This window comes from Cytobacillus solani, from assembly GCF_001420595.1.
GTDB classification, from domain to species: Bacteria; Bacillota; Bacilli; order Bacillales; family Cytobacillaceae; genus Cytobacillus; species Cytobacillus solani.
The window spans coordinates 3,203,839-3,227,304 of sequence record NZ_LJIX01000006.1; the positions used below are offsets into that span (position 1 = coordinate 3,203,839).

24 protein-coding genes are annotated in these 23,466 nt (G+C 37.2%); all 24 read right to left on the reverse strand.

Going from position 1 to position 23,466, the window contains the following annotated elements; genetic code table 11:
• Positions 1-35 precede the first annotated feature (35 nt).
• Complete coding sequence (locus AN957_RS17870; RefSeq protein WP_053476796.1) at positions 36-1,292, reverse strand: tetratricopeptide repeat protein; 1,257 nt, start codon at positions 1,290-1,292, stop codon at positions 36-38.
• A gap of 40 nt (positions 1,293-1,332) precedes the next feature.
• The gene (locus AN957_RS17875) at positions 1,333-2,232 is read right to left on the reverse strand and encodes a hypothetical protein (RefSeq protein ID WP_053476797.1); all 900 of its coding nucleotides are present in this window, start codon (positions 2,230-2,232) and stop codon (positions 1,333-1,335) included.
• Between the two features lie 164 nt (positions 2,233-2,396).
• Positions 2,397-3,680 (reverse strand): 3-phosphoshikimate 1-carboxyvinyltransferase, encoded by a 1,284-nt coding sequence (gene aroA, locus AN957_RS17880; protein ID WP_053476798.1) that lies wholly within the window; start codon positions 3,678-3,680, stop codon positions 2,397-2,399.
• 49 nt (positions 3,681-3,729) lie between these two features.
• A complete protein-coding gene (locus tag AN957_RS17885) occupies positions 3,730-4,836 on the reverse strand; it encodes a prephenate dehydrogenase (protein WP_053476799.1) in 1,107 nt (368 codons plus the stop codon).
• A 71-nt stretch (positions 4,837-4,907) separates the two neighbouring features.
• Positions 4,908-6,026, reverse strand: a complete 1,119-nt coding sequence (gene hisC, locus AN957_RS17890; RefSeq protein WP_053476800.1) for a histidinol-phosphate transaminase — start codon at positions 6,024-6,026, stop codon at positions 4,908-4,910.
• Between the two features lie 46 nt (positions 6,027-6,072).
• On the reverse strand, positions 6,073-6,450 hold the full coding sequence (gene aroH / locus AN957_RS17895) for a chorismate mutase (protein ID WP_053476801.1): 378 nt from the start codon (positions 6,448-6,450) through the stop codon (positions 6,073-6,075).
• A gap of 2 nt (positions 6,451-6,452) precedes the next feature.
• Complete coding sequence (gene aroB, locus AN957_RS17900) at positions 6,453-7,535, reverse strand: 3-dehydroquinate synthase (RefSeq protein ID WP_056685416.1); 1,083 nt, start codon at positions 7,533-7,535, stop codon at positions 6,453-6,455.
• Between the two features lies 1 nt (position 7,536).
• Positions 7,537-8,709, reverse strand: coding sequence for a chorismate synthase (gene aroC, locus AN957_RS17905; protein ID WP_056685419.1), 1,173 nt, complete (start codon positions 8,707-8,709; stop codon positions 7,537-7,539).
• Positions 8,710-8,905: 196 nt separating this feature from the next.
• Entirely contained in the window at positions 8,906-9,679 is a 774-nt protein-coding gene (locus AN957_RS17910) for a CheR family methyltransferase (RefSeq protein WP_053476804.1), read from the reverse strand.
• A 117-nt stretch (positions 9,680-9,796) separates the two neighbouring features.
• Positions 9,797-10,894, reverse strand: coding sequence for an ABC transporter permease (locus tag AN957_RS17915; protein ID WP_053476805.1), 1,098 nt, complete (start codon positions 10,892-10,894; stop codon positions 9,797-9,799).
• The gene (locus AN957_RS17920) at positions 10,891-12,153 is read right to left on the reverse strand and encodes an ABC transporter permease (RefSeq protein ID WP_056685422.1); all 1,263 of its coding nucleotides are present in this window, start codon (positions 12,151-12,153) and stop codon (positions 10,891-10,893) included. The genes AN957_RS17915 and AN957_RS17920 overlap by 4 nt, the downstream gene beginning before the upstream one ends.
• 13 nt (positions 12,154-12,166) lie before the next feature.
• Positions 12,167-13,099, reverse strand: coding sequence for an ABC transporter ATP-binding protein (locus tag AN957_RS17925; protein ID WP_053476807.1), 933 nt, complete (start codon positions 13,097-13,099; stop codon positions 12,167-12,169).
• A 157-nt stretch (positions 13,100-13,256) separates the two neighbouring features.
• On the reverse strand, positions 13,257-13,889 hold the full coding sequence (locus AN957_RS17930; protein WP_053476808.1) for a response regulator transcription factor: 633 nt from the start codon (positions 13,887-13,889) through the stop codon (positions 13,257-13,259).
• Positions 13,890-13,902: 13 nt separating this feature from the next.
• On the reverse strand, positions 13,903-14,991 hold the full coding sequence (locus tag AN957_RS17935) for a sensor histidine kinase (protein ID WP_172797654.1): 1,089 nt from the start codon (positions 14,989-14,991) through the stop codon (positions 13,903-13,905).
• A 145-nt stretch (positions 14,992-15,136) separates the two neighbouring features.
• Positions 15,137-15,583 (reverse strand): nucleoside-diphosphate kinase, encoded by a 447-nt coding sequence (ndk, locus tag AN957_RS17940; RefSeq protein ID WP_053476809.1) that lies wholly within the window; start codon positions 15,581-15,583, stop codon positions 15,137-15,139.
• Between the two features lie 105 nt (positions 15,584-15,688).
• Positions 15,689-16,651, reverse strand: a complete 963-nt coding sequence (hepT, locus tag AN957_RS17945; protein ID WP_053476810.1) for a heptaprenyl diphosphate synthase component II — start codon at positions 16,649-16,651, stop codon at positions 15,689-15,691.
• 96 nt (positions 16,652-16,747) lie between these two features.
• Positions 16,748-17,455 carry a demethylmenaquinone methyltransferase gene (locus AN957_RS17950; protein ID WP_053476811.1) on the reverse strand — a complete coding sequence of 236 codons (708 nt, stop codon included), beginning with the start codon at positions 17,453-17,455 and terminating at the stop codon, positions 16,748-16,750.
• A gap of 5 nt (positions 17,456-17,460) precedes the next feature.
• The gene (locus tag AN957_RS17955) at positions 17,461-18,273 is read right to left on the reverse strand and encodes a heptaprenyl diphosphate synthase component 1 (RefSeq protein WP_053476812.1); all 813 of its coding nucleotides are present in this window, start codon (positions 18,271-18,273) and stop codon (positions 17,461-17,463) included.
• A gap of 202 nt (positions 18,274-18,475) precedes the next feature.
• Positions 18,476-18,712, reverse strand: a complete 237-nt coding sequence (gene mtrB, locus AN957_RS17960; protein WP_053476813.1) for a trp RNA-binding attenuation protein MtrB — start codon at positions 18,710-18,712, stop codon at positions 18,476-18,478.
• Between the two features lie 260 nt (positions 18,713-18,972).
• A complete protein-coding gene (folE, locus tag AN957_RS17965; protein ID WP_053476814.1) occupies positions 18,973-19,539 on the reverse strand; it encodes a GTP cyclohydrolase I FolE in 567 nt (188 codons plus the stop codon).
• A gap of 249 nt (positions 19,540-19,788) precedes the next feature.
• Positions 19,789-20,061, reverse strand: a complete 273-nt coding sequence (locus AN957_RS17970; protein ID WP_053476815.1) for an HU family DNA-binding protein — start codon at positions 20,059-20,061, stop codon at positions 19,789-19,791.
• 496 nt (positions 20,062-20,557) lie between these two features.
• Positions 20,558-22,036, reverse strand: coding sequence for a stage IV sporulation protein A (gene spoIVA / locus AN957_RS17975; RefSeq protein ID WP_053476816.1), 1,479 nt, complete (start codon positions 22,034-22,036; stop codon positions 20,558-20,560).
• A 226-nt stretch (positions 22,037-22,262) separates the two neighbouring features.
• Positions 22,263-22,976: a hypothetical protein gene (locus AN957_RS17980; RefSeq protein ID WP_053476817.1), complete on the reverse strand. Its 714-nt coding sequence runs from the start codon at positions 22,974-22,976 to the stop codon at positions 22,263-22,265.
• Between the two features lie 66 nt (positions 22,977-23,042).
• Positions 23,043-23,243: a DUF2768 domain-containing protein gene (locus AN957_RS17985; protein ID WP_053476818.1), complete on the reverse strand. Its 201-nt coding sequence runs from the start codon at positions 23,241-23,243 to the stop codon at positions 23,043-23,045.
• Positions 23,244-23,466 lie beyond the last annotated feature (223 nt).

Here is a 23,466-nt window from a genome sequence, read left to right on the forward strand (position 1 = left end):
CTCTGCAAATTGTAATGCGACAAGCTCCTCGTTGATTATTCCGAGAGTCTTTGTACTATATCTTGATATTCTAAGTTGTTTGGTTCTATTTTTATCAGTGTATTAAAAATTTCGGCAGCCTCGGCACTTTTTCCTTCTTCAATTAGAAAATATCCATAGTCTGAAAGAAAATCTGGCTGCTCCTTAAAAAAAGTATATGCACTGTCGTATTTGTTTAATGCCTGTGAATATTCTTCAAGGTGCTGATGGGCGATTGCAGCATCCCATAGAAGCCGTGGCTCTTCTTCTTCAAGATCGTTCATCATTTCAGTAATTTCTATAATATCTTCATACCGCTCTTGTTTAAGGAACAGCTTTGTCAACGTGACAGCAGCTTCTGTAAACTCTGGATCTAAAGCTAATGACTCCCTAAATAACTTTTCCGCTTCTTCTCCCTTGCCAAGCTTTAATGCAAGCTTCCCACCACTAAAATACAGCTCTTTATTATATTCATCCTGCTTGATTCCCAGTTTTATCGCTTGGTAGCTATTTTCAAGCTCCTCTTCCCGTTCATAGGCTTTTGCCAGATTTAAATATAAAGAATGATACTCAGGATCCAGCTCTTTTAGCTCATTAAACTTTTCAATCGCGGTCCGATTAAAGCCTGCTTGCATTGCTGTGAACGCATAGCTAAACAATGTATTAATTTCAATTTTATCATCCAATGCCTTTTCATAATAAGGCATTGATTCCTCAAATGCACCACCAACACTCAAGACTTCAGCCATCCGTTGGTTAACATTCACACCCGCAATTACATCTTCTTTATGCAATACCATTTCGTAAGCTCTTGTAGCTTCTAGAAATTTACCTTGCTCAGCATATAGCTCTCCAAGTGCAAAATCAATAATGATTTCATTTGGCAAGATGGACTTAGCCTCCTGCAGCTTTTGTTCACTGACCTCATAGAGTCCTTCCATTTGGTAAAGATCCGCTAGCAGGAGAAGCGATTGCGGAAAGCTTGGATCATCCTCCTGCACTCGTTCAAGGACGAGGATTGCTTCATCTTCCTGACCAAGGTCGATATGAGCCTCTGCTAGAAGAACGAGCAGCTCCCCTTCTTCTGGATATGCTTCCAGTAATCGCTCAAACAAAGCCTTTGCTTCCTCTACAAAACCATATTGAAACAGCTCTTCCGCAAGTACAAATCTTTCCTCATGGGATCCTTGCAGCAAAATTTGTTTCTGCTGCTTCATCGCTTCTTCATGCTGGCCTTTTTCTATTAGCTCAATAATATTATCTACTTTTTCCATAATTAATTCCTTTCAGGACGATTGTCTAACTTACAGTATATTAAATAGTAAAATAGGATGGTGTGTTTATTTTAACATGTTCACCGAACCCTGGACGAAAATCAATATAATCCTGTGCCCGGATGACTTCGCCCTTATGGATAGTATGAACAAGCATATGTCTATGATAATGAAAGAGCTCGACTTCTTCAATATTTCTGATTTCCCTGCTCTTCAAGTATAAGTTATATGATAACTCAAGGCCTTGATGAATACTTGATTTCTTCGGGAAAATTCCTATTTTTTTCAAAACAGGATATGGGATCGGTTCATTTTCTGCTATTTCATCATTAATAGATGGAATTTTTTCTTTTTCCATGACCCGCTTCCATTTGATTTTTGCTTCGTTTCTTTCTTTCTCATTGTCATTTACAAAAATCGGGATCAGCGGACTATTGTATGGAAACATTGCCTCCCTCAGCCATCCCCAAGGAAGAACATCTAACTCGTCCACATGATGTATTTCTACAAAGATAGCAGGTACCTTTTCACGCTTGCACTTTCTTAATATAGACGGAGTTAATAATCGTGAAGAGATTTTTACACCAATAATATAATCGATTGGACTATTTAACAACCGTGTATGAATTCGTTTAATTTCTTTCAATAACGCTTGCTCATGAGCAACCACAGCTAACGTTAAAAAGGTTGTACAACCTTTGAGAATGAATTCATCAATAAAGAATTTTTTTAACTCTTGGAAAGGCAAATTTAACGGGAACTCTTTAAGTAAAAGAGTCGATGTGGGGGTCATAATAAAAGAAGCTGCATTCATTCGAATAAACCCATAACGTTTATAATCCGGTTTAATCGATAAAATCTTCCCATTTTCAATCAGCAGTGACGCCTTTGTCATCTTTCGTTCCTTTAATATGGTTGCATTTTCAATAATATAAGTCATAAAACCCCCCTCTTATACGGTCTTATGACAAGCTATGTATTTGTTAAATAAAATATGACAAATATCTATTAGAGCAATGTTCACAACCAAGCATGTAAATATCGATTGACGTTTTACATTTCACACAAAAGGAGCTGCTTAGGCAGCTCCAAGTGGACAAATAACTAAATAAGACTTTGTAAATGAGTAAAGAATGTAGGATAGGATACATAAATAGCCTCTTCATTCTCAAGGTAGACATCCTCTTTACATAATGTCGCCGCAACAGATAGCATCATGCCAATCCGATGATCCCCATGACTTGATACAGTGCCACCAATTAATTCTGTTTTGCCATAGATAATCATTCCGTCTTCGGTTGCCTCAATAGTAGCTCCAAGCTTCGTTAGTTCAGCCACAACGGTATCAATCCGATTCGTTTCCTTTACCTTTAATTCGTGTGCATCTTTAATTACTGTAACACCTTCGGCTTGGGTAGCCAATAAAGCAATAATCGGAATTTCATCAATCAACTTTGGAATGATCTCACCTGCAATCGTCATTCCTTTTAATGCAGATGATTGAATGACGATATCTCCTCTTGGCTCAAACTCATCCTCTGTAAGCTGTTTAATCGTTATCTTTGCACCCATTTCTTTCATAATATCAATAATGCCCGTTCTGGTCGGATTCAGACCTACATTTGTCAATTTAATTTCACTGCCTGGTACAATGGCACCCGCAACTAAAAAGAAGGCTGCAGATGAAATATCTCCTGGAACATGAATCGATGTACCCGTTAGTTTCTGTCCGCCTTTTATTCGGATCGCTGTTCCGGTTTTCTCTACTTCTCCGCCGAATTGTTTGATCATTCGTTCAGTATGATCTCTTGTTTTCACCGGTTCAATGACAGTTGTCGTTCCGCTAGCTTGTAAACCAGCAAAAAGTAGCGAAGATTTAACCTGAGCACTCGCTACAGGAAGCTCGTATTCAATTCCTTTTAGATTCCCGCCCTTAATGGATAAAGGTGTGAATTCACCATTCTTTCTCCCATTAATGGCTGCACCAAATAATTGCAAAGGCTTTGTTACTCTTGTCATCGGTCTTTTTCCAATTGATTGGTCACCAATCAAAACAGAGTGAAACGGCCGCGCAGCCAATATCCCTAATAATAAACGGATCGTCGTGCCAGAGTTACCAACATCTAGTATCTCTGAAGGCTCATTTAGCCCTTCAAAGCCATTGCCATGAATAATAACCTTTTCTTCCTGCCGCTCGATCATGACACCCATTTTTTTGAAACAATCGATTGTACTTAAACAATCCTCACCTAATAAAAAATTTGTCACAACAGTTTTTCCATCCGCTATTGACCCAAACATGATTGACCGATGGGAAATCGACTTATCTCCTGGAATGGCAATTTCCCCATTCAAGCCTTCCACTTTGGTTACTAGTTTTTTTGGCATCCTCATCATCCTTTCGCAAATATTAATGGAAACTAATATTCATAATCTTTTATAGGGCAACTGAAGTCTCATAGCTTGTATGTAAATGAATACATGCTTCCGCACGTTCACGATCCTCTTCAGTTTGAAAGCTAATTACTAGTACACCGTATATTTCTTCTCTTGTTTCAAGAATACGAATATTTGTAATACTTATTTCCTCTTTGGCCAGAATTCCTGTTATTTCTGAAATGACACCAGGATAATCAGGAACATCTACAAAAAGATCGTAAAAGGCAGGGATTGCCCCCTTTTGTTTTTGCGGCAATTCATCCCTAAATTGCTTTGCTCTTAAAAAGTAATCATAGATTTCTTCACTATTTTCAGTTTCCAGCATATTTGTAACTTTTTGCATTTCTTCCTGCCAGTTTACTAATAGACTTAGAAGAACCTCTTTATTATGTAATAAAATATCTCTCCACATTTCAGGACTGCTAGATGCAATTCTCGTCACATCGCGGAAACCACCGGCTGCTAAACGTGGAACAAGCTTTTTCGTTTCACTTGTTTTCTCTGCTTGATGCACAAGCGAAGCTGCAATTACGTGAGGAAAATGACTAATAACACCTGTTAAATAATCATGCTCATCTGGAGACAACGTGATAAATCTTGCTTTCGTCCCTGAAAGCCAGCTTTGCAGCTGCTGTACCTGTTCAGCACGAATATGATCTTCAGGTGTTAACAAGTAAAAAGCATTTTCAAACAAGATTGACTTTGCAGCAGTGATCCCGCTTTTATGAGATCCAGCCATTGGATGTCCGCCAATAAATGCAACCCCTTTATCTGCCAATAATTTTGACCGCTTAACGATTTCCTTTTTTGTACTCCCAGCATCTGAGATAATTACTTGATCCTTTAGCTCCATATTCACTAAAGCTTGCATAATTCTTTCCGTCTCTTGGACAGGTGTAGCGATTAAAATGAGATCGGCTTCTTTCGCACCATCTTCGATTGAAGGGGCAATTTCATCAATAACAGAAAGCATTTTTGCGAGCTTTGCCTGCTCGAAAATGACATCAAAGCCAATAATAGTTGCATTCTTATGCTGCTTCTTGATACATAGTGCGAGGGAACCTCCAATCAATCCTAATCCAATGATAAATACGCGGCCATTCAAGCTCCTCACCACCTTTTTAAATAAATTCAGAGGCTATAGACAGCCTCTGAAAAGTTACACTTTTATCATTATTACTGAGCTTTCGCACTCTCCAAGCACGATGCTTTATACGTTAAATAGTCTCCCATTACTTTCATTACACCCTCATTTTGCTCTTTTGACCCAACAGTTACACGAACCGAAGTCGGGAAACCGAGAGCCTTACCGGAGCGTACAATGTATCCTCTTTCAAGTAAATATTGAAACACTTCATTTCCATCTGTTTTGAAGTCAATTAAAAGGAAATTGCCTTGTGAAGGGTAACACTCGAGCTTGTTTTCCATACAAAAATGATAGAAAAGTTCCAGCCCTTCCCGATTTTTCTGCTTACATTGCTCAACATATGATCGATCATTAATCGCAGCAATTGCCGCTGCTTGTGCTGCACGATTCACATTAAAGGGTTCTCTAACTGGTTCTAGTGCACGTATAGTATTTGGCAGACTAATTCCATAGCCTATACGCAAGCTTGCAAGCCCATAAATTTTCGAAAATGTTCGCAGAATAATCAAGTTAGGAAAAAGCTGCAATAGAGAAATAGATTCACAATAATCTGAAGCATCCACATATTCGCAGTAAGCTTCATCAAGAACAACAAGAACATCTTTCGGTACTTTTTCTAAGAAAGAGAGCAATTGGTGCTCAGGAATATAATGGCCTGTAGGATTATTCGGGTTGCAAATCCAAACAACAGACGTATTCTCATCCATAGACGCTAGCATGTTATCAAGATCATGTTCTCCATTTATTAAAGGAACTTCCCGAATTTCTGCTCCTTCAACAATGGCATTATGCTTATACTGTGGAAATGTCCGTTCTGCCATGATTGTATTTGTTCCTTTTCCTAGTAATGACCTTGAAATCATTTGAATAATCTCATCTGAACCATTCCCAAAGATTAATTGCTCCTCATTGACCTTCAAATGTTCTGCTACTGCTGTTCTTAATTCTGTCGCATATCCATCTGGGTATAACGGGAATGTTAAAGGAGCATTATTTAAAGCTTCAACAACTTTTTCTGAACACCCAAAGGGATTTTCATTGGATGCGAGCTTGATGATCTTATCTAGGCCATATTGCTTTTTCACTTCATCGATTGATTTCCCTGGCTGATAGGGAGTTAATTGAAGCAGCTGCTCTTTCCATTTCATGATCATTCACCTTTTCCTATCATTTTTGCGAATACAATTCTATGAATTATAAGGACTTATTCTCAACTTTCAAATCTGGCCTTAAACTTATTGCATTACCTAAATAAATATGGCTTATCTCTTCTTGCGGAATCATTGTATTTACATGCATCATAACGCGGATACATTTTGCCAATGCAGATGGAACAGGAATTTCTCTCATACACATAACAGGGACAAACGTCCAGCCATTAATTAAACGGATGGCTTTTGCCGGGAATGCAGCAGTAATGTCTTCTGTCACAGAAATAAAAACAGATGCAACCATATTTGCTTCAATCTTGTTCTGTTCAATCATCTGTCTTAGCAGGATTTCTGTAGCTTCGATAATTTCATCTTCTATATTCTCAGTTACAGTAGTGGCTCCCCTTATACCTCGAATCACAATCATTCCCCCTTCTGAAATATGTACAGCCCATTTAATAACTCTTCATCCGTCATTTCATATGAGATGGGGCTACCAATATCCTTTAACAATACAAAATTCACCTTTTGATTGATCGACTTTTTGTCTTGTTTCATACGCTCAAGAAGTTTATTAAGTCTTAATTCTTTCGGAAGTTCTGTAGCATATCCCAACTGCTCGAGCCATCTCTTCAAATGTTCATGATTAAAAGATAGACCCATTTTTTTCCGGCTTAGCTCCAATGCAAATAACATTCCAATTACAACTGCCTCTCCATGGGTCCACTTGCCGTAACCTGCCTCCGCTTCGATCGCATGGCCAAGTGTATGACCAAAATTGAGAAATGCACGAATGCCTGTCTCTCTTTCATCAACAGAAACAAAATCCCGTTTAATTTCAATTCCTCTAGCAAGCATATAACCTAAATCAGGCACTGGTAGCTTTTCCAATGAAAGAATGTGATCATGCAGCCAGAAAAAAAAGGATGAATCATGAATCAGTCCGTGCTTAATCACTTCGGCAAAGCCAGATCTTTTTTCATGCAATGGAAGCGACTGAAGAAAATTCAAGTCATAAAAAACAGCTTCCGGCTGGTAGAAGGCTCCAATCATATTTTTCCCCGAAGGATGATTAATAGCTACTTTCCCACCTACTGCACTGTCATGGGCAAGAATGGTTGTCGGCGCTTGTATAAATGGGATTCCCCTCATAAAAGTAGAAGCAACAAATCCTCCAAGATCACCAACTGCACCTCCGCCAAACGTAATGACAAGCGATTTCCTGTCAAGCTTGTTCTCAAGCGCAAAGGTTATGCATTGGTAATACACATCAAACGTTTTTGCTATTTCTCCGCTTGGGACGATACATGTATGTGTTTGGAAATCTGCCAACGCATGTTCAATGTCAAATAAATACAAATCGGCAACAGTTTCATCCGTAATAATCATTACTTTTGATATGGAAGAGAATGCACTATTAATAAATGTACACAATTCCTTAATAACACCCGAACCAACAAAAACAGGATATGTTTTTGAGGCAGTTTGAATGGTAATTTGTTTCATATTAAAACTCCCTTGCAAAAGCTCTTTGCCTATCAACTGTCTCCTTCAATGTTTCCAATCGATCAGAATAAAATTGATCAACAATCGCAGCTGCAAGCTCCCAAGCGATCACATTTTCGGCAACGACTGCTGCAGCGGGAACAGCACAGCTGTCTGAACGTTCAATACTCGCCGAATAGGGTTCTTTCGTTTCAATATCAACACTTTGAAGCGGTTTATAAAGAGTAGGTATCGGCTTCATTACCCCTCTGACAACAATTGGCATGCCTGTAGACATCCCGCCCTCAAGGCCGCCTAAACGATTGGTTTTCCGGTAATAGCCCCGTTCCTCACTCCAGGCAATTTCATCATGAACCTCACTGCCAGACTTACTAGCAGCTTCAAAACCAATACCAATCTCAACGCCCTTAAATGCATTGATGCTCATCATTCCACTAGCTAGTTTCGCATCAAGCTTTCTGTCATAATGAACATAGCTTCCTACTCCAGGAGGCATACCTTCGATAATAACTTCAACAATTCCACCAATAGAATCACCTTGTTGTTTTGCCTCGTCAATGGCATCCATCATCTTCTTTTCTGCGACTGGATCAAGGCATCTTACTGGCGAACCTTCAGTGATTTCTTGTAATTTTTGAAGAGATTCATATTCTTTAATAGCAGACGTCACTCCGCCAATTTCAATAACATGTGAAGCAACCTCGATTCCAAGCTCTTTTAATAGTTTTTTTGCGACTGCTCCTGCCGCTACTCTCACTGTTGTTTCCCTTGCCGATGAGCGCTCAAGAACATTTCGCATATCCCGATGTCCATATTTTAGTGCACCATTTAAGTCAGCATGACCTGGGCGAGGACGTGTAATCTTTCTTTTGATTTCTTCCTCTTCATCAGGGGCAATTGGTCCCTGTCCCATAATTTTCGTCCAATGCTTCCAGTCGTTATTTTCAACAACTAATCCAACTGGCGATCCAAGGGTATACCCATGTCTAATGCCTCCTACAATTTGGACAGTATCTTTTTCGATTTGCATTCTTCTTCCTCTGCCATGTCCTTTTTGCCGTCTTGCCAATTCAAAGTTAATATCTGTATCCAGTAACGGCAAACCTGCTGGCAGCCCTTCAATAATGGCCGTCAGCTGCGGACCATGGGATTCACCCGAAGTTAAGTATCGCAAAACTCTTTCCCCCTTCAACTCATTAAAGGATTATGTACCAATATAACATAGGATAAATAATAAAAATAGTTAAAAAAAGAAAATTCCTATAATTTATTTCTATATTTAATGCATTTTAACATGAAATGGTTGGTTACTCAAAAAAGAAAAGCAATGCAATGTAAAAAAAAGAGGCTGGATTTCTCCAGGTCCTCAGTTACTTTTTCCGATAAAAGAATGTGTCTTCTGTTTCAAACTCATATTTCCCTGGATTAAAGATTTGCTCCGTACTTCCTACAAAAAAGATGCCATCTTTGTTTAATGCCCCGCTAAATTTATAATAGAGCTCATCCTTCGCCTCTTCTGTAAAATAAATAAGCACATTTCGGCAGACGATTAAATCAAATGGACCCCCAAAAGTATCAGCTAAGAGATTTTGCTTGCGAAAGGTTACTGTTTTCTTCACATCATCAGATACTGTAAAAAAAGTTCCATCTTTCGTGAAATATTTCTTTTTCTTTTCCTCTGGCACTTCATTTAAAGACCTTTCCGGATACACACCCATTTTTGCTCTAGCAATTACATTTTCATCTAAATCTGTTGCTAAGATTTGGACTTGTGATAATGGCATAAAATTCGACATAACCATGGCAAGTGTATATGGTTCTTCTCCTGTCGAACATGCGGCACTCCAAATTTTCAAACGCTTATTCTTCGTAAGCAGTTTTGGAATAATTTTTTTTTCAAGCACTTCCCATCTTTTGGCATTTCGATAAAACTCTGACACATTAATTGTCATTCGATCAAGAAATTCATTTAGTAATTCTCTATCTTTATTCATAGAATCAAAAAAATCGTTAAAAGACTTAAACCCCTTTTTTTCATATAACGATTGGAGCCTTCTTTTCATTTGTGCTTCTTTATACAAGGATAAATCTATCCCTGTTTTCTTTTTAATATTTACAATGAAATTCTGATAATCCTGCGACATTGCCTACTCCTCTATTCATTGCTAATTTTTCTTATATACATTATTAGTATAGCTGAAATTTGGCATATTGGAGTGTATTTTGTTGAAAATTTTGCGTAAAATGTGGGTGACTCGCGATTATACATGCCTTCTTTCCATTAACCGAATGCCAATCCCCATCATGACTACACCCATTAAAATTAATATAGAAATCGGATATAATAATTCGCTATATGATAATCCAGATATCGTTGCCCCTTTTAAAAGCTCCATCCCATATGTAATGGGGATAGCCTTTGAAATAGTTAAAAGTGTCTCAGAAGTAATAATTTCAATTGGCCAATAAGCTCCACCAAGCATAGCAAAGCTCACACTTATTAACGGAACTAATGCATTAAATTGACCGATTGTTTTAACGATGCCAGTTAAAAAGATTGATAATGCGACAATCGAAAATAAATAAGGAATAATCAGGATCAAGGTCTTACCAAATGAACCATAAAAGTCCACTCCTGCACCGTATTTAAAAACGACAAATATTAAGGCAATCTGTATATAGCCAATGAAAAAACAATAAAGTAAATTCCCGATATACATTTCCATCTTTGTCGTAGAAGATAGAATCAGCCGATCCCAAATTCCCATTTGTTTCTCTCGCAATATTTCAACTACATTAAATGCAACAGTATAAATTGAGAAGAACAAGGCAAATCCAAATAATGATTGCAGACCCGGATCATAAACCCATTGTTCTTCATCTGAAAAAGATGCTAAGGAAAGCTGGAAAAGTTGATTTTCTTTCACTTCATTAATTTTTTCTAACGCTTTATTTGTATCAACAGCAAGGTCAATGACTGCTTTTTCTTTTAATCTTTTTATATAGTATCTTTCCACATATTGATTAATCAGATGAAAATTCTCAGTATTGCCCACTTGATATAATGTAAAGGAATCAGCTTCAAGTAAAATACCTGCTTCTACACTTCCTGCAGCAACCTTGTTCTTAACCTCTTGTTCATCTTCAACGACAAATTCAAATGCGTCACCCTTATTAAGATCTTCTATAATTAAATTTACCTCTTCTTCAGGTAAGGAACTATAAACGGGAACTTCAACTTTTGTGAAGGATGACTTCCCTAATAAATAGGCAAATGCGATACAAATAATCGTCGTTGTAATAAATGCACCTGGCTTCCTAAGTAGCAAGCGGAAATTCGCCCATATGATTCCTCTCATATCGATTCACCTCTTCTCGGCCGGATCAAAATTGACAACAATAGTAACAGGACAGTTGTAATCGACACAGACAATAATTGACTTGATACGTCACTTAGAGAATATCCCTGCATGATTTTATAGTAGGCAGAAATCCCTGCCCCACCAGGTGAGTATTGAGATATCATTTCAAAAAAACCACCGATTTGTGAAACTGGAATAAAACTTCCGCCAACAAAAGCTATAATTGGTATTAAAAAGCTTGAAAATACTTGTGTTGCACTTCTTGAATTCGAACGATAATTAATTGCTGAAATAAAAACAGCAAACCCTCCAACCATCACACATAAAGTAAAAGTGACAACAAAATAATCAATAACATTTGGCCAGCTTACACCATGGATAAGTGCAGATAAGCCAAACAATATATTCATTTGCACAAAGGTGATAATAATCGTTGACACAAAAATGCCAACAAAAAATATCGGTACGGGTACGTTTGCTAACAAAATCCGTCCATAAATCTGATTTTCCTTTTCTTCTAATGCCAACGCCGCCGAATTTCCTGCTACGTAAAACATAAACATCACGCACATCCCAATTGCGTAATAAGTGACAGCATTAACTGGCTTTTTCTTTGTTACTGTTTCTGTTTTTCCTACTTTAGAAATAATACTGTTTTGCAGTGTTTCCGGATCAATTCCTAGTGATGGCAGAGCTGACCATAGAGAAATATCTTCTTGAAAAGAGGTAAATATATCATTTAACACGCTGCCTTCTAGTGTGCTTGATTCATTTAGTTTAAGGTTTAATTTAGGGACTTCGTCCTCATTAAAAAAAGCATGAAGATAAAATTGTTCCGTAAAGCCTGCAGGAATCTCTAGAATTCCACTATATTCAAGTGCCTCTTTGTCAGATGGCACAGTTTCCATTTCTGTTACTTGAATACTATCTTTAAATTCCTCGCTTGCAAATACGTCATCAAATAAGATTCTTATCGGATTGAAGCTTTTTATTCCTTCAATTGCCACTGCTTTTTCTTCTGGAGAGATCGGCAAGCTTGCCATTTTTTTAATCATTTTTTCTTCTCCGTAAGCGGCATCATCCTTTTGAATAACTGCGAGTTTAATATCCAAATCAGGAGCTTCACCATCAATAATTGATCCTAATGCAGCTCCTAAAATAGTGATGAGGACAAAAGGCATAAAGAGGAGGATGACTAGTTCACGTGGTCTTCTCCATACCATGAGCAATTCTTTTTTAATTAATTGAGCTATCATTTTCGTCCTCCCCCTAATCCCTTAATTGCCTGCCTGTTAAATGGAGGAACACATCTTCCAGAGTGGGTGTCTCAATATGAACAGAGATAATATTTGTTTTTGTCTCTTCTGCTAATTTGAAAAGGTCTTTTAGAATATTTGCCTTTTTAGGGACAATTAAAGTAATTGCTGGGTCTTGAACTGAGATATTTTTTACATTAGGAAGGGCTTGCAGAAGTTGTAAATATTCCCCTTTCAAGATTTCTACTTTTATTGCAATGGACTGTTCTGAAGATAATATGGCCTTTATTTCCTCCTTCGTGCCTGCTGCAATCACTTCCCCATGGTCCATTATATAAATACGGTCACACAGATACTCTACTTCCTCCATATAATGACTTGTATATAATACAGTTATATTTTTTTCCGTATTTAATCGTTTGACCGTTTCAAGGATATAGTTCCTTGATTGGGGGTCAATGCCGACTGTCGGCTCATCCATAATGATTAATTCAGGTTCATGAAGTAATGCAACACCAATATTTAAACGTCTTTTCATCCCACCTGAGAAGGTTTTTACCAAATCCTTTTTTCGATCTGTAAGGCCAATTATATCTAATACTTCTTCCACTTTTCTCTGTAAGTCTTTTTTCTTAATACGATGAATCCTTCCAAAAAACTCGAGATTCTCTTCTGCTGTTAAATCCATATACAGGGCAATATCCTGAGGAACGACGCCTAGAATCTTTCTTATTTTCTCCGGTTTCCTTATTATACTTTCATTTTTAAGCCGAACATCTCCGCTCGTTGGATGAACCAATGAAGAGATTAATGATATCGTTGTTGACTTTCCTGCACCATTTGGACCGAGCAAGCCAACTGTCTCCCCTTTTTCCAAATACAGGTTAACTCCTTTAACTGCCTTTTTATTTTTAAAATGCTTGGATAACTCCACCACTTCTAACATGAAATTCCCTCCTTTGTACATGATTAGTATAGAAAAGATTTAAAGCTTTCTACACTGCCCTAAGTCATTAAAAAACCCTTTATCCATGACCTTAGTCATTTTCCTTATCATGAAAAAAGCTATGTCAATTGACATAACTCATAAAAAAAGCTTTTGCTTATAGAAGATCATGCTTAATAGCAAAGATCGCCAGCTGAGTGCGATCTCTTAAACCAAGTTTTTGTAAAATCTGTGTTAGATGATTTTTAACCGTCCCAATGGACAAGTAGAGTTCACTTGCAATCTCTTTATTCGTCTTTCCTCTTCCAATCAGCTTTGTAATTTCTAATTCTCTTGGTGTTAAATGAATGTCGATTGAATCGATTTCTGGTTTTTCTAACAGCCTTGGCAGCACCTTTGCTGCTACTTGTTCATGTATTGCCATGCCACCTTCAAGACAGCTATTTATTGAATGAATTAACTTATGCCCATCTGAGGTTTTTAACAGAAATCCATCTACACCAAGCTTTAAGGCTTGGAGTGCATATTCCTCATCATTAAATGTCGTAAGGATTAGAATCTTAATATTCGGCCATCTTTCTTTCATTTTGTGAGCTGCCTCTATTCCATTCATCTTCGGCATCCGTATATCCATTAAAGCAACATCTACAAGATGATTTTCCAAAAAATCAATCGCCACTAAGCCATTTTCCGCTTCTCCAACAACGGAAAATAGCTCGTTTTGTTCCAGAATCATTTTTATCCCTTGGCGGACGATGCTTTGGTCTTCTACAATTAATACACGAATCAATTTCATCTCTCCTCTATGGCAATGACCCCTCAATAATAAAGGTATGATCTAATTGATAAATTTCGAGCGTACCACCCGCTTCTTCCACCCTTTGCTTCATATTTTTCAAACCAAAACCTTCATGAAATGGTTTCATATGATCATATGAATTTCTAATATCAAAATATAAATGGCCAAGCGGAGTTGTTCCTAATGTGACAAACACTTCCCTAGATTGTCCATACTTCATTGCATTTGTTAAGGATTCCTGTAAAACCCGGTATAAGGTGATGCTGTTTTGATTAGATAAGGTGAGACTTAAAGCTCCCTGCTTTGTTGTAAAATGTACTCGTAAGTGACTCTCTGATTCCAGTTTTCTTATTAATTGAATAACTGAAGATATTCCTTCGACATCATCCATATTTAAAGCCCTAACAGCTTTTCTTGTCTCTTCTAAACTTTCATTAACAATGTCCTTCATCGATTGAAGGACATCATTTTTCTCATTCATAAGGAGTATTTCTAATTGCATACTTAGAGCGGTTAGCTTATGTCCGACAGAATCATGCATTTCTCTTGCGATCCGAGTCCTTTCCTCCATTCGTATTGCTTTCTCATTTTTTGCTGCATATCTTTTTACCTTTCTATATTCATCAATAAGCTGTTCATATAATTGGGATTGATGAATGAGATTAAAATAATGAGTATTTAAGTACCAAAAAGCATAAAAGAGGAGGAGGATCAAAATAAACAGACTTGCCAGTACACTTGCTGACTCCACCGTTACAACAAGGTAAATTATTAAAATAATATTTACTCCAATTAGCAAACTACGAAAATAGAGTGGGGATAAATAAAAAGCAGACTCCAATTTATATAAGAGAATTAATAATACAAAAAATGGCATGAGTTTTTCCTCAAATAAAAATGCATACATGTACGTAATAGCTAGTAAGATTAGGGTAATAGGCAGCTTTTTTTTAAAAAGAGGAAGAAGAAAATAAACAGATAGTGAAAGAGCACAAAAGAGCAATACGAACACGCCAGTATTCTTACTAGGAGAAAGGATGATTAATGCCCAAATTGAAAATAATAAAATAAAACGAATACGAAAAGAAAGCAAGATCATTCCACCCATCAACTCTATTAAATAAAGATGGATTTAACGTAACAAATTGGATATCATTGGTCAATATAGAAATGAAAATATCTAAACGACCTAACAAAAAAAGCACTCGCTAAAAGCAAGTGCTTTTCAAACAAATCAATTAATTGATCCATTCATTCATTAGTTTAGCATATTCTACAAGTTCTTCCTCTTTAAAGAAAAGACCAATTTCTCGTTCAGCACTTGCAGGTGAGTCGGATCCGTGAATGATGTTCTTACCAACTGTAACTCCGAAGTCACCGCGGATTGTACCTGGTGCTGCATCTTTAGGATTAGTAGACCCCATCATTTGACGAGCTGTAGCGATGACATTTTCACCTTCCCAAACCATTGCAAATACAGGTCCAGAAGTAATAAAGTCAACTAATTCTCCAAAGAATGGGCGCTCTTTATGTTCTCCGTAATGCTCCTCTGCAAGCGCTTGCGGAATGCTCATAAGCTTACCGCCTACAAGTTGAAACCCTTTCTTTTCGAAACGAGAGACAATCTCTCCAATTAAATTACGTTGAACACCATCAGGCTTTACCATTAAAAATGTTTTTTCCATGATTTCCACTCCTAAAACATATGTATAGTGAATTACCTAAGAAGACAACCCATGAAAATAGTAACATTTTTTTGATAATTTAGCAATATATTCGGAAAACAGCGTTTAAAACTTCCGTTTACCAATCATATTAGCAATATCTCTTAGTGTTTTTTTAGCTCGATTATGTGGAAGCTCATTTAAGATTTCAAGCGCTTTATTTAAGTAATTGTCACTTACCTTCAAAGACTTTTCAATTGCACCGGAATTCTTAATCAAAGAAATCATTTGTTCAATTTCCTCACGCTTTGTCGCCACATTTACTTTAATTATTTTTTCGCGGATTTCCTCATTTTTCATCGCAAATAAAACGGGAAGTGTAATGTTTCCTTGGTGGAGATCATCACCTGCTGGCTTTCCTAGCTGTTTCTCTGTACCAGTGAAATCAAGCACATCATCAATAATTTGATAAGACATTCCAACATAATAGCCAAATTGGTAAAGCTTTTTATGCACCTCATCTTCAACATCAGCTGCAATCGCACCTAGCTGACAGCTAACAGCAATTAAAATCGCCGTTTTTCTTTTTATTCGCCGAAAATAATTACGTACATTCTGATCAAAATTATATTTATCTTTAATTTGCTCAATTTCACCAATACATAGCTCAACTAAGGTATCCGCTAAAATTTGATGAGCAAATGGCTTTTCAATCTTAGTCATTAATTCAAGCGCGCGTGCAAATATATAATCCCCTGTATACATCGCAATGCGATTATCCCATTTAGCCTTTATCGTAGGTTTGCCCCTTCTTAGTTCAGCATCATCAATGACATCATCATGAACAAGTGAGGCCATATGAATTAGTTCGAGCGATACAGCAACATTTTTTATTCTACTGATATCATAATTTCCAAACTTTCCAGCTAGCAAAACAAAAACTGGGCGGATTCGTTTTCCCCCGGCTTTTAATAAATGCAAGGATGCTTGATGCAATAAAGGAGACTCTGCTTGGACTGTCTCCTCGAGTGCTTCTTCAATAATCGTTAAATCTGAATTCAAAAATGAATACATCATTTTCAACTTCATATCTATACTCACCCAGCTTATATCCTGTCTGCTGCTTCCATACATCATGTTATTATATGCACAAACATTCCTATGAAAAAGCATTCAGAAAAAATATTATTTTTCTTTTTTCCCTATATGAACAGCTGCTACTCCTCCGGTATATGGTTTGTAGCTAACCTGATCAAAACCAGCATTTTCGAACATGCGGGCAAGCTCCTTCATTCCTGGGAAGTCTCGTGCAGATTCTTGTAGCCATGAATATTCTTTATAGCTTTTCGCAAATATCTTACCAAACATCGGCATAATAAAGCGGAAATAGAAGTAATAAGCTTGTTTATAGCCAATCATCGTTGGCTGAGATGTTTCAAGACAAACAGCCAATCCTCCTGGCTTTACAACTCGATGCATTTCTTTTAATACTTGTAAATAATCCGGTACATTTCGCAAACCAAATCCGATTGTTACAAAATCAAAAGTATTATCAGGAAAAGGGAGTTCCATCGCATTTCCATGCACTAGCTGGACTTGTTTAAGATTCATTTCTTTTACTTTTTGTTCCCCGATTTTCAGCATATTTTTACTGAAATCTAATCCGATCACTTCGCCTTTTTGACCGACTGCCTCAGCTAATGCAATTGTCCAATCAGCTGTTCCACAGCACACATCAAGAGCCTTCGCACCCTTTTGGACGTTCATTTTCTTCATTGTATCTTTACGCCATCTTAAATGCTGCTGAAAGCTGATGACGGAATTCATTTTGTCATAATTCCCATAAATCTTTTCGAATACATGATGGACACGTTCTTCTTTAGATTGCTGCATACTGCTTACCCTTCTTCCACTAATGTATTTGCATAGGATTCATTCTTACTAAGTACCGACTGAATTTTCTTAACTAATAATTCATCCATTATTGGGAACTTCCTGAATTGCTTTTGAATGAGATTTTTTGAGCAGTCAATATAATGATCACAAATAGCGAGCAAATCCTTGTCTTGATCATTCGTATCATGACATGTTTCATTTTTGCCAACTATATTCTTGATTGCTTCAAAAACAATTGACTTTCTTCCTTGTAGGAATAATTCTCTCTCAGCGTTTAGCCTTTTGACGAATAAAAGATTAGCTGAAAAATCATTCCATTCCGTGTCATCCAAATAAGAAGCGACCTTTACAAATAAAGAAGACTCAATCTTTTTTATATCATTCATTAACTCATCAAAAGTATTAGCTGATTTTTGGTAGAGGGAAATTTTATGTTCATTTACCTCTTTTATCCCTTCAGCTAATGAACGAATCATTTCAATATCATCAATACCGGCAAGAATTTTATAATATAATCCGCTATAATATACACCAGCTAGTACGGTAAGCTGCCTAGACTTTAGTTCCTCAGAATCTAGTCTGTGATTCGATACAAGCTCATGAGTATCAAGGGCAATTTGAATAAGCATGATTGTTATGCAATATTTTTTCGCGATTAATTCCGGTACACTTCCTTTATTAAGAAGTGAAAGAAGGAGCAAAAGCTTGTCTTCATCGATTATTGGCGGTTCAATATGCTTAAGTAAATAAGGGTGCTTAATCTTTTCATTGATTTGCTCTTTCACATCTGCTAATTTAACCATCAAGTTTTGCATACAATCACCCTTGTTTTCCCTGAGTTTTCTTCTTCATTTCAATAAGATCTCTATTTATATTTAAGGAAAATAGACCCTTTACTAGTCTATTTTTACGTATACATAAGGCAGAGACCATTATATCATATATTACAAATCAATGTCAGGGAATTTTCGAAGAAACCGCGGCTTTGTGAACGTTAATTTACATTTAGTATGAATTTTATTTTTTTGATTCGCTTTCAACTTCTCCATAGGCAGTCATTATGACGGCATTTCCTCTAATTTTTATTGCAGACGTATGTTCAGTAAATTGAGCAATCATTACTTCTCCATGATCTAGTTTCTCAGAATGATGAAATCTAGTATCTGACCCTCTTGTCAACCCAATTACATTTACACCGTCTTCTTTTGCTTTAATAATGACATATTCATTTCCTACTTGAATTCTATTCTCCATATAAACACCCTTTTGCCTATAGTGATTTGATCTTAGAATTTGGCTGTGCTGAATGTTGCAGTTGATTTTCGCTGGAAGCACACGCTTATCGCAGAATGGACAGTAAGCCTTATCGAAGAACAAGCTCATGTGGCGACTTACCTGTCCTACTCCTGCAGAATAAGCATCTTTGAATACTAACACCGCATCTAGTCAATACGACAGCATTTCCGAGGATTCTCGTACGTTCTGCGGCAATCAACATTCACCTTTAACACAGTTTAGAATTTAATCAATGAAAGCACTTCAGCACGTGCTCTTTCATCATCAGCAAATACGCCTCTTGCTGCAGTAGTCACTGTTTGTGAACCAGGCTTCTTCACACCGCGCATGGTCATACACATATGCTCTGCTTCTACAACGACCATAACTCCATGTGGATCAAGCTTCTCTAAGATTGACTCCGCAATGGTTGATGTTATTCTTTCTTGCAGCTGCGGCCTTTTCGCAACTGCGTCCACTGCTCTTGCCAGCTTACTTAATCCTGTTACCTTTCCGTTCCTTGGAATATAAGCAACATGAGCTTTGCCGTAAAACGGGACAAGATGATGTTCACACATAGAGTAAAAAGGTATATCTTTTACTAGTACAACTTCTTCATGGTCCTCGCCAAATACCGTTTCAAAATATTCCTTTGGATCTTGATTCAATCCTTGGAATACTTCCTCATACATTTTTGCCACTCTTTTCGGTGTATCGAGCAGACCCTCACGATTAGGATCCTCTCCGATTGCTTCTAATATTAAACGTACCGCATCCTCAATCTGCGCACGATTTACCTCTGCCATCATACATCCTCCTCAAGTTCACAACTATCTAAATCTAACGTAATATGTCCATATTAGCACAATCATTTCGTTACTAGCAAAAAAGAAAAGCGGAAGCTGGCCATACAGATAATCTTTGTAAAAAAGCAATAAAATCCATTGATCCTTTTGTAAAATTTCTAGTATGTATATTTTGTTTTTTTTAAAAGAAAAAACCGCGAGAGAGTCGCGGTTTTTAGCTCAAGCAAAAGCTTTTAGCACAATATGTACTTATTTAACTGCATCTTTCAATGCTTTACCTGGTTTGAAAGCAGGTACTTTGCTTGCAGCGATTTCAATTTCTTCACCTGTTTGAGGGTTGCGTCCTTTACGAGCAGCACGCTCACGTACCTCAAAGTTTCCGAAACCAATTAGTTGAACTTTATCACCATTTTTTAAAGCATCTAAGATTGCATCAAAAACAGCATCAACTGCTTTAGTAGCGTCTTTCTTAGAAAGCTCACTGCTTTCAGCAACTGCATTAATTAGTTCTGTCTTATTCATGCCTTTCACCTCCTCCCAAAAAACGAAATGCGGAAGCGCCATGATCAGGGGCGACAAGCATAAGACGAGCCGGCAGAAAGGTTGTACTTTAACCTTCTTGACGGATTGGCTTATGACCTCGAGCCCCTAGGCGCTGAAGCTAGACACCTGTCTAACTCGTAAAAGTAGAATCTTCTTAAGTCATAATAGTATTCTTACTTACATTTGTAAACAAATTTACTGATTTCTAAACGTTTTCATGTATTTTTGTTTAACATGCCCAATAATAAATCATATTTGAAAAAATATCAATTCATTTGTATTAAAAATCCTTTAATACTAAGGGTTAAAGCACTTTTCGTGTAATTCAGTTTAAAGATTATCACAATCATTTGCGGTTATCAAGAATATTTCATATTTAAATGGGAAGTTTTCATATATTTTGACGAAAATATTTGATTATCCCTCTTTTATTAGGGAATAAAACAAGAAAAAGACCCCCAATGGAGTCCTTTAATTATAAAATTATTGCAATTAATCCGCCTGAACCTTCATTTATTATTCTTTCAAGCGTTTCTTTTAGTTTATATCGGGCATTTTCCGGCATCATCGCTAACTTCGCTTGGATTCCCTCTCTCACAATAGAACTTAAGCTGCGTCCAAAAATATCTGAATTCCAAATAGATAACGGATCATCCTCAAAATCCTGCATTAAGTAGCGGACTAGCTCCTCACTCTGTTTTTCTGTTCCAATAATTGGCGAAAATTCCGATTCAACATCGACTTTAATCATATGAATGGAAGGGGCAACTGCTTTTAATCTAACACCAAATCTCGAGCCATGGCGGGTGATTTCCGGTTCATCTAAGCTCATATCAGAAAGTGATGGTGCCGCAATCCCATAACCTGTTTGTTTTACCATTTTCAAAGCATCTGAGATTTGATCATACTCTGTTTTAGCATGTGCAAAATCCTGCATAAGCTCAAGTAAATGATCTTTCCCTCTTATTTCTACCCCGACAATTTCTTTTAATACTTCATCATAAAGGTCATCTGGAGCAAACAAATCAATTTCGGCTACTCCCTGACCCATTTCTATTCCTGCTAAGCCGGCACGATCAATAAACTCAAAATCACTAAATTGATGGACCACTCGATCGACATCTCTTAGTCGCTTAATATCTTTAACTGTTTCTTTTACGGCGTCTTGATAGCTTTCTCTTAACCAGTGGTTTTCATGTAAAACCATGACCCAGCTTGGCAAATTCACATTCACCTCAAGCACAGGGAATTCATATAATGCTTCACGCATGACGTTTAATACATCCGATTCCCTCATTCCTTCTACACTCATGGCCAGTACTGGGATATCATACTTTTCAGCTAATTCATTCCTAAGCGCTTCCGTATTAGGGTGGTGCGGTTGAACACTATTGATGACCATTATAAATGGCTTTCCAACTTCTTTTAGTTCATCAATCACTCTTCCTTCAGCTTCAAGGTAGTTGCTACGCGGGATTTCGCCAATTGTACCATCCGTAGTAATAACAACCCCAATCGTTGAATGCTCCTGAATCACTTTCCTTGTACCAATCTCTGCTGCCTCATGGAAAGGAATTGGTTCTTCATACCATGGAGTATTGATCATTCTTGGACCATTTTCATCCTCATAACCCTTTGCCCCAGGTACCGTGTAGCCGACACAATCGACCAAGCGGATGTTTACATCTAAACCTTCATCAACGTGAACAGTAGCTGCCTGGTTTGGTACAAATTTCGGTTCAGTTGTCATGATTGTTTTACCGGCCGCACTTTGAGGGAGTTCATCCTGGGTGCGAGCGCGGTCAGCTTCATTGCTCATATTCGGCAATACAACAAGCTCCATAAATTTTTTTATAAAAGTTGATTTGCCTGTACGTACAGCTCCAACTACACCGAAATAGATATCACCGCCAGTTCTTTCGGCAATATCTTTGAAAATATCTACCTTTTCCAAGTGATCCCCTCCTAAAATCTGTGGGATAAAATTATCCTATCAATTACGTTTGGACATTATATGTTTATGATGTTGTCCTACTCCGTTATGACAGTTTTTTTTAAATCACCCCGTTTTGAAAGTAAAACTTAAACACTTTATTTCCAATTCATTACTGTTAAGGTCATAATCAAAACGAAGAAAAAACCCTTCTCCTACAATATATTTTGCAGAAGAAGGGTTATGACTATTTCGCCAAAAAGATTGGCTGTTTCGTATTCTCATCAATTGTATATGGCAAAGAATAAGCAGGCACAAATGCTGAGTCTTCAACAAGTATCCCTCTGATATCTTCACCCGGCTGATAATTCATTTTTTTCGTTTTTACTGCTTCAAAAAGATCACTTGTATAATCCACATAAACCTCCCCATCTCCTGTTACAACAAATGGCAAAGGAAGTCCCGTGTATGGACTTTTAGCTGTTGGATCTTCTTTATAGCCTAATTTGCTAAAATCCAATGAAAAAACATGGTCAGCAATTTGTTCTTTATATGGTGGATACCCTTGAGTTTTTATCCGCAGTTTAATATCGCGAATGGTTTCAGCCATTCTTAAATCAAATATTTTAACTGTTGGGTTCGTTTCTACATCAACAAGTACATATTGAAAAATGCCCCCGGATTCAAATGCATTTCCGGGCGGTTCCGCCATATACTTTGGTACGACCATTTTAAAATCAATCGGATACTTTTGATAGATAGGAGTCGTTTGATCCCTCGTTTTAATTGGAAGAAGTCCTCCAGTATCCTCTTTATATTTATTTATTACTGATTGAACAGCTTGAATCTGGTCCTCATAAGGGATTTGATTTTCTGCAAGTCTTTCTTCAGGATACATGCATCCCGATAATACTGAAATAACTAATAGAAGCAAAGAAAGAAGCCGTATTTCCTTTTTCAACCGAATCAATCCTTTTTGGCTATGTATTTATTGTACTTTCATAAAACGGCCGCTACATTTCCTCTTCTACTCAGGGGTGGGACCGCTAAAGACAACAAGAAATATGATAATTCCTGATACAATCATTAAAATATAGGCAACTAGAGCGGTTACAAACTTAAAAACCCCGCCTAATTTAAAACGACTAAAATATATCAGTAATATGGCCAAAAACATAAACCCCATAGACGCAAGTGATATCCACATTTTCATTAATGATGGTGACATGATTTCAACTCCTTTTTCCGAGAAGTATTATATCATATCACCAAGACGATTGGCACATAAAGTGAAACTTCAATTAGTAAGGAACTCCTTCTTCCCCTACTTAAAAATTTCTATTCCCTTAACTTCTTGAAGTGGGGTCTTACAGCCAGTTTAGCTGCACAAACCGATGTTTCTACCCTTAAACACTCTTAACGAAAAAAAAGCTAAGTTAAAGAGGGGCAAT

Bases quoted from the DNA above. Each gene is read 5' to 3' on its own strand.
- AN957_RS17870 (WP_053476796.1), bottom strand. From the start codon at position 1,292: ATGGAAAAAGTAGATAATATTATTGAGCTAATAGAAAAAGGCCAGCAT.
- AN957_RS17875 (WP_053476797.1), bottom strand. From the start codon at position 2,232: ATGACTTATATTATTGAAAATGCAACCATATTAAAGGAACGAAAGATG.
- aroA (WP_053476798.1), bottom strand. From the start codon at position 3,680: ATGCCAAAAAAACTAGTAACCAAAGTGGAAGGCTTGAATGGGGAAATT.
- hisC (WP_053476800.1), bottom strand. From the start codon at position 6,026: ATGAAATGGAAAGAGCAGCTGCTTCAATTAACTCCCTATCAGCCAGGG.
- aroB (WP_056685416.1), bottom strand. From the start codon at position 7,535: ATGAAACAAATTACCATTCAAACTGCCTCAAAAACATATCCTGTTTTT.
- AN957_RS17910 (WP_053476804.1), bottom strand. From the start codon at position 9,679: ATGTCGCAGGATTATCAGAATTTCATTGTAAATATTAAAAAGAAAACA.
- AN957_RS17915 (WP_053476805.1), bottom strand. From the start codon at position 10,894: ATGAGAGGAATCATATGGGCGAATTTCCGCTTGCTACTTAGGAAGCCA.
- AN957_RS17920 (WP_056685422.1), bottom strand. From the start codon at position 12,153: ATGATAGCTCAATTAATTAAAAAAGAATTGCTCATGGTATGGAGAAGA.
- AN957_RS17925 (WP_053476807.1), bottom strand. From the start codon at position 13,099: ATGTTAGAAGTGGTGGAGTTATCCAAGCATTTTAAAAATAAAAAGGCA.
- ndk (WP_053476809.1), bottom strand. From the start codon at position 15,583: ATGGAAAAAACATTTTTAATGGTAAAGCCTGATGGTGTTCAACGTAAT.
- hepT (WP_053476810.1), bottom strand. From the start codon at position 16,651: ATGAAGTTGAAAATGATGTATTCATTTTTGAATTCAGATTTAACGATT.
- AN957_RS17950 (WP_053476811.1), bottom strand. From the start codon at position 17,455: ATGCAGCAATCTAAAGAAGAACGTGTCCATCATGTATTCGAAAAGATT.
- AN957_RS17955 (WP_053476812.1), bottom strand. From the start codon at position 18,273: ATGCAAAACTTGATGGTTAAATTAGCAGATGTGAAAGAGCAAATCAAT.
- mtrB (WP_053476813.1), bottom strand. From the start codon at position 18,712: ATGGAGAATAGAATTCAAGTAGGAAATGAATATGTCATTATTAAAGCA.
- folE (WP_053476814.1), bottom strand. From the start codon at position 19,539: ATGGCAGAGGTAAATCGTGCGCAGATTGAGGATGCGGTACGTTTAATA.
- AN957_RS17970 (WP_053476815.1), bottom strand. From the start codon at position 20,061: ATGAATAAGACAGAACTAATTAATGCAGTTGCTGAAAGCAGTGAGCTT.
- AN957_RS17985 (WP_053476818.1), bottom strand. From the start codon at position 23,243: ATGTCACCATCATTAATGAAAATGTGGATATCACTTGCGTCTATGGGG.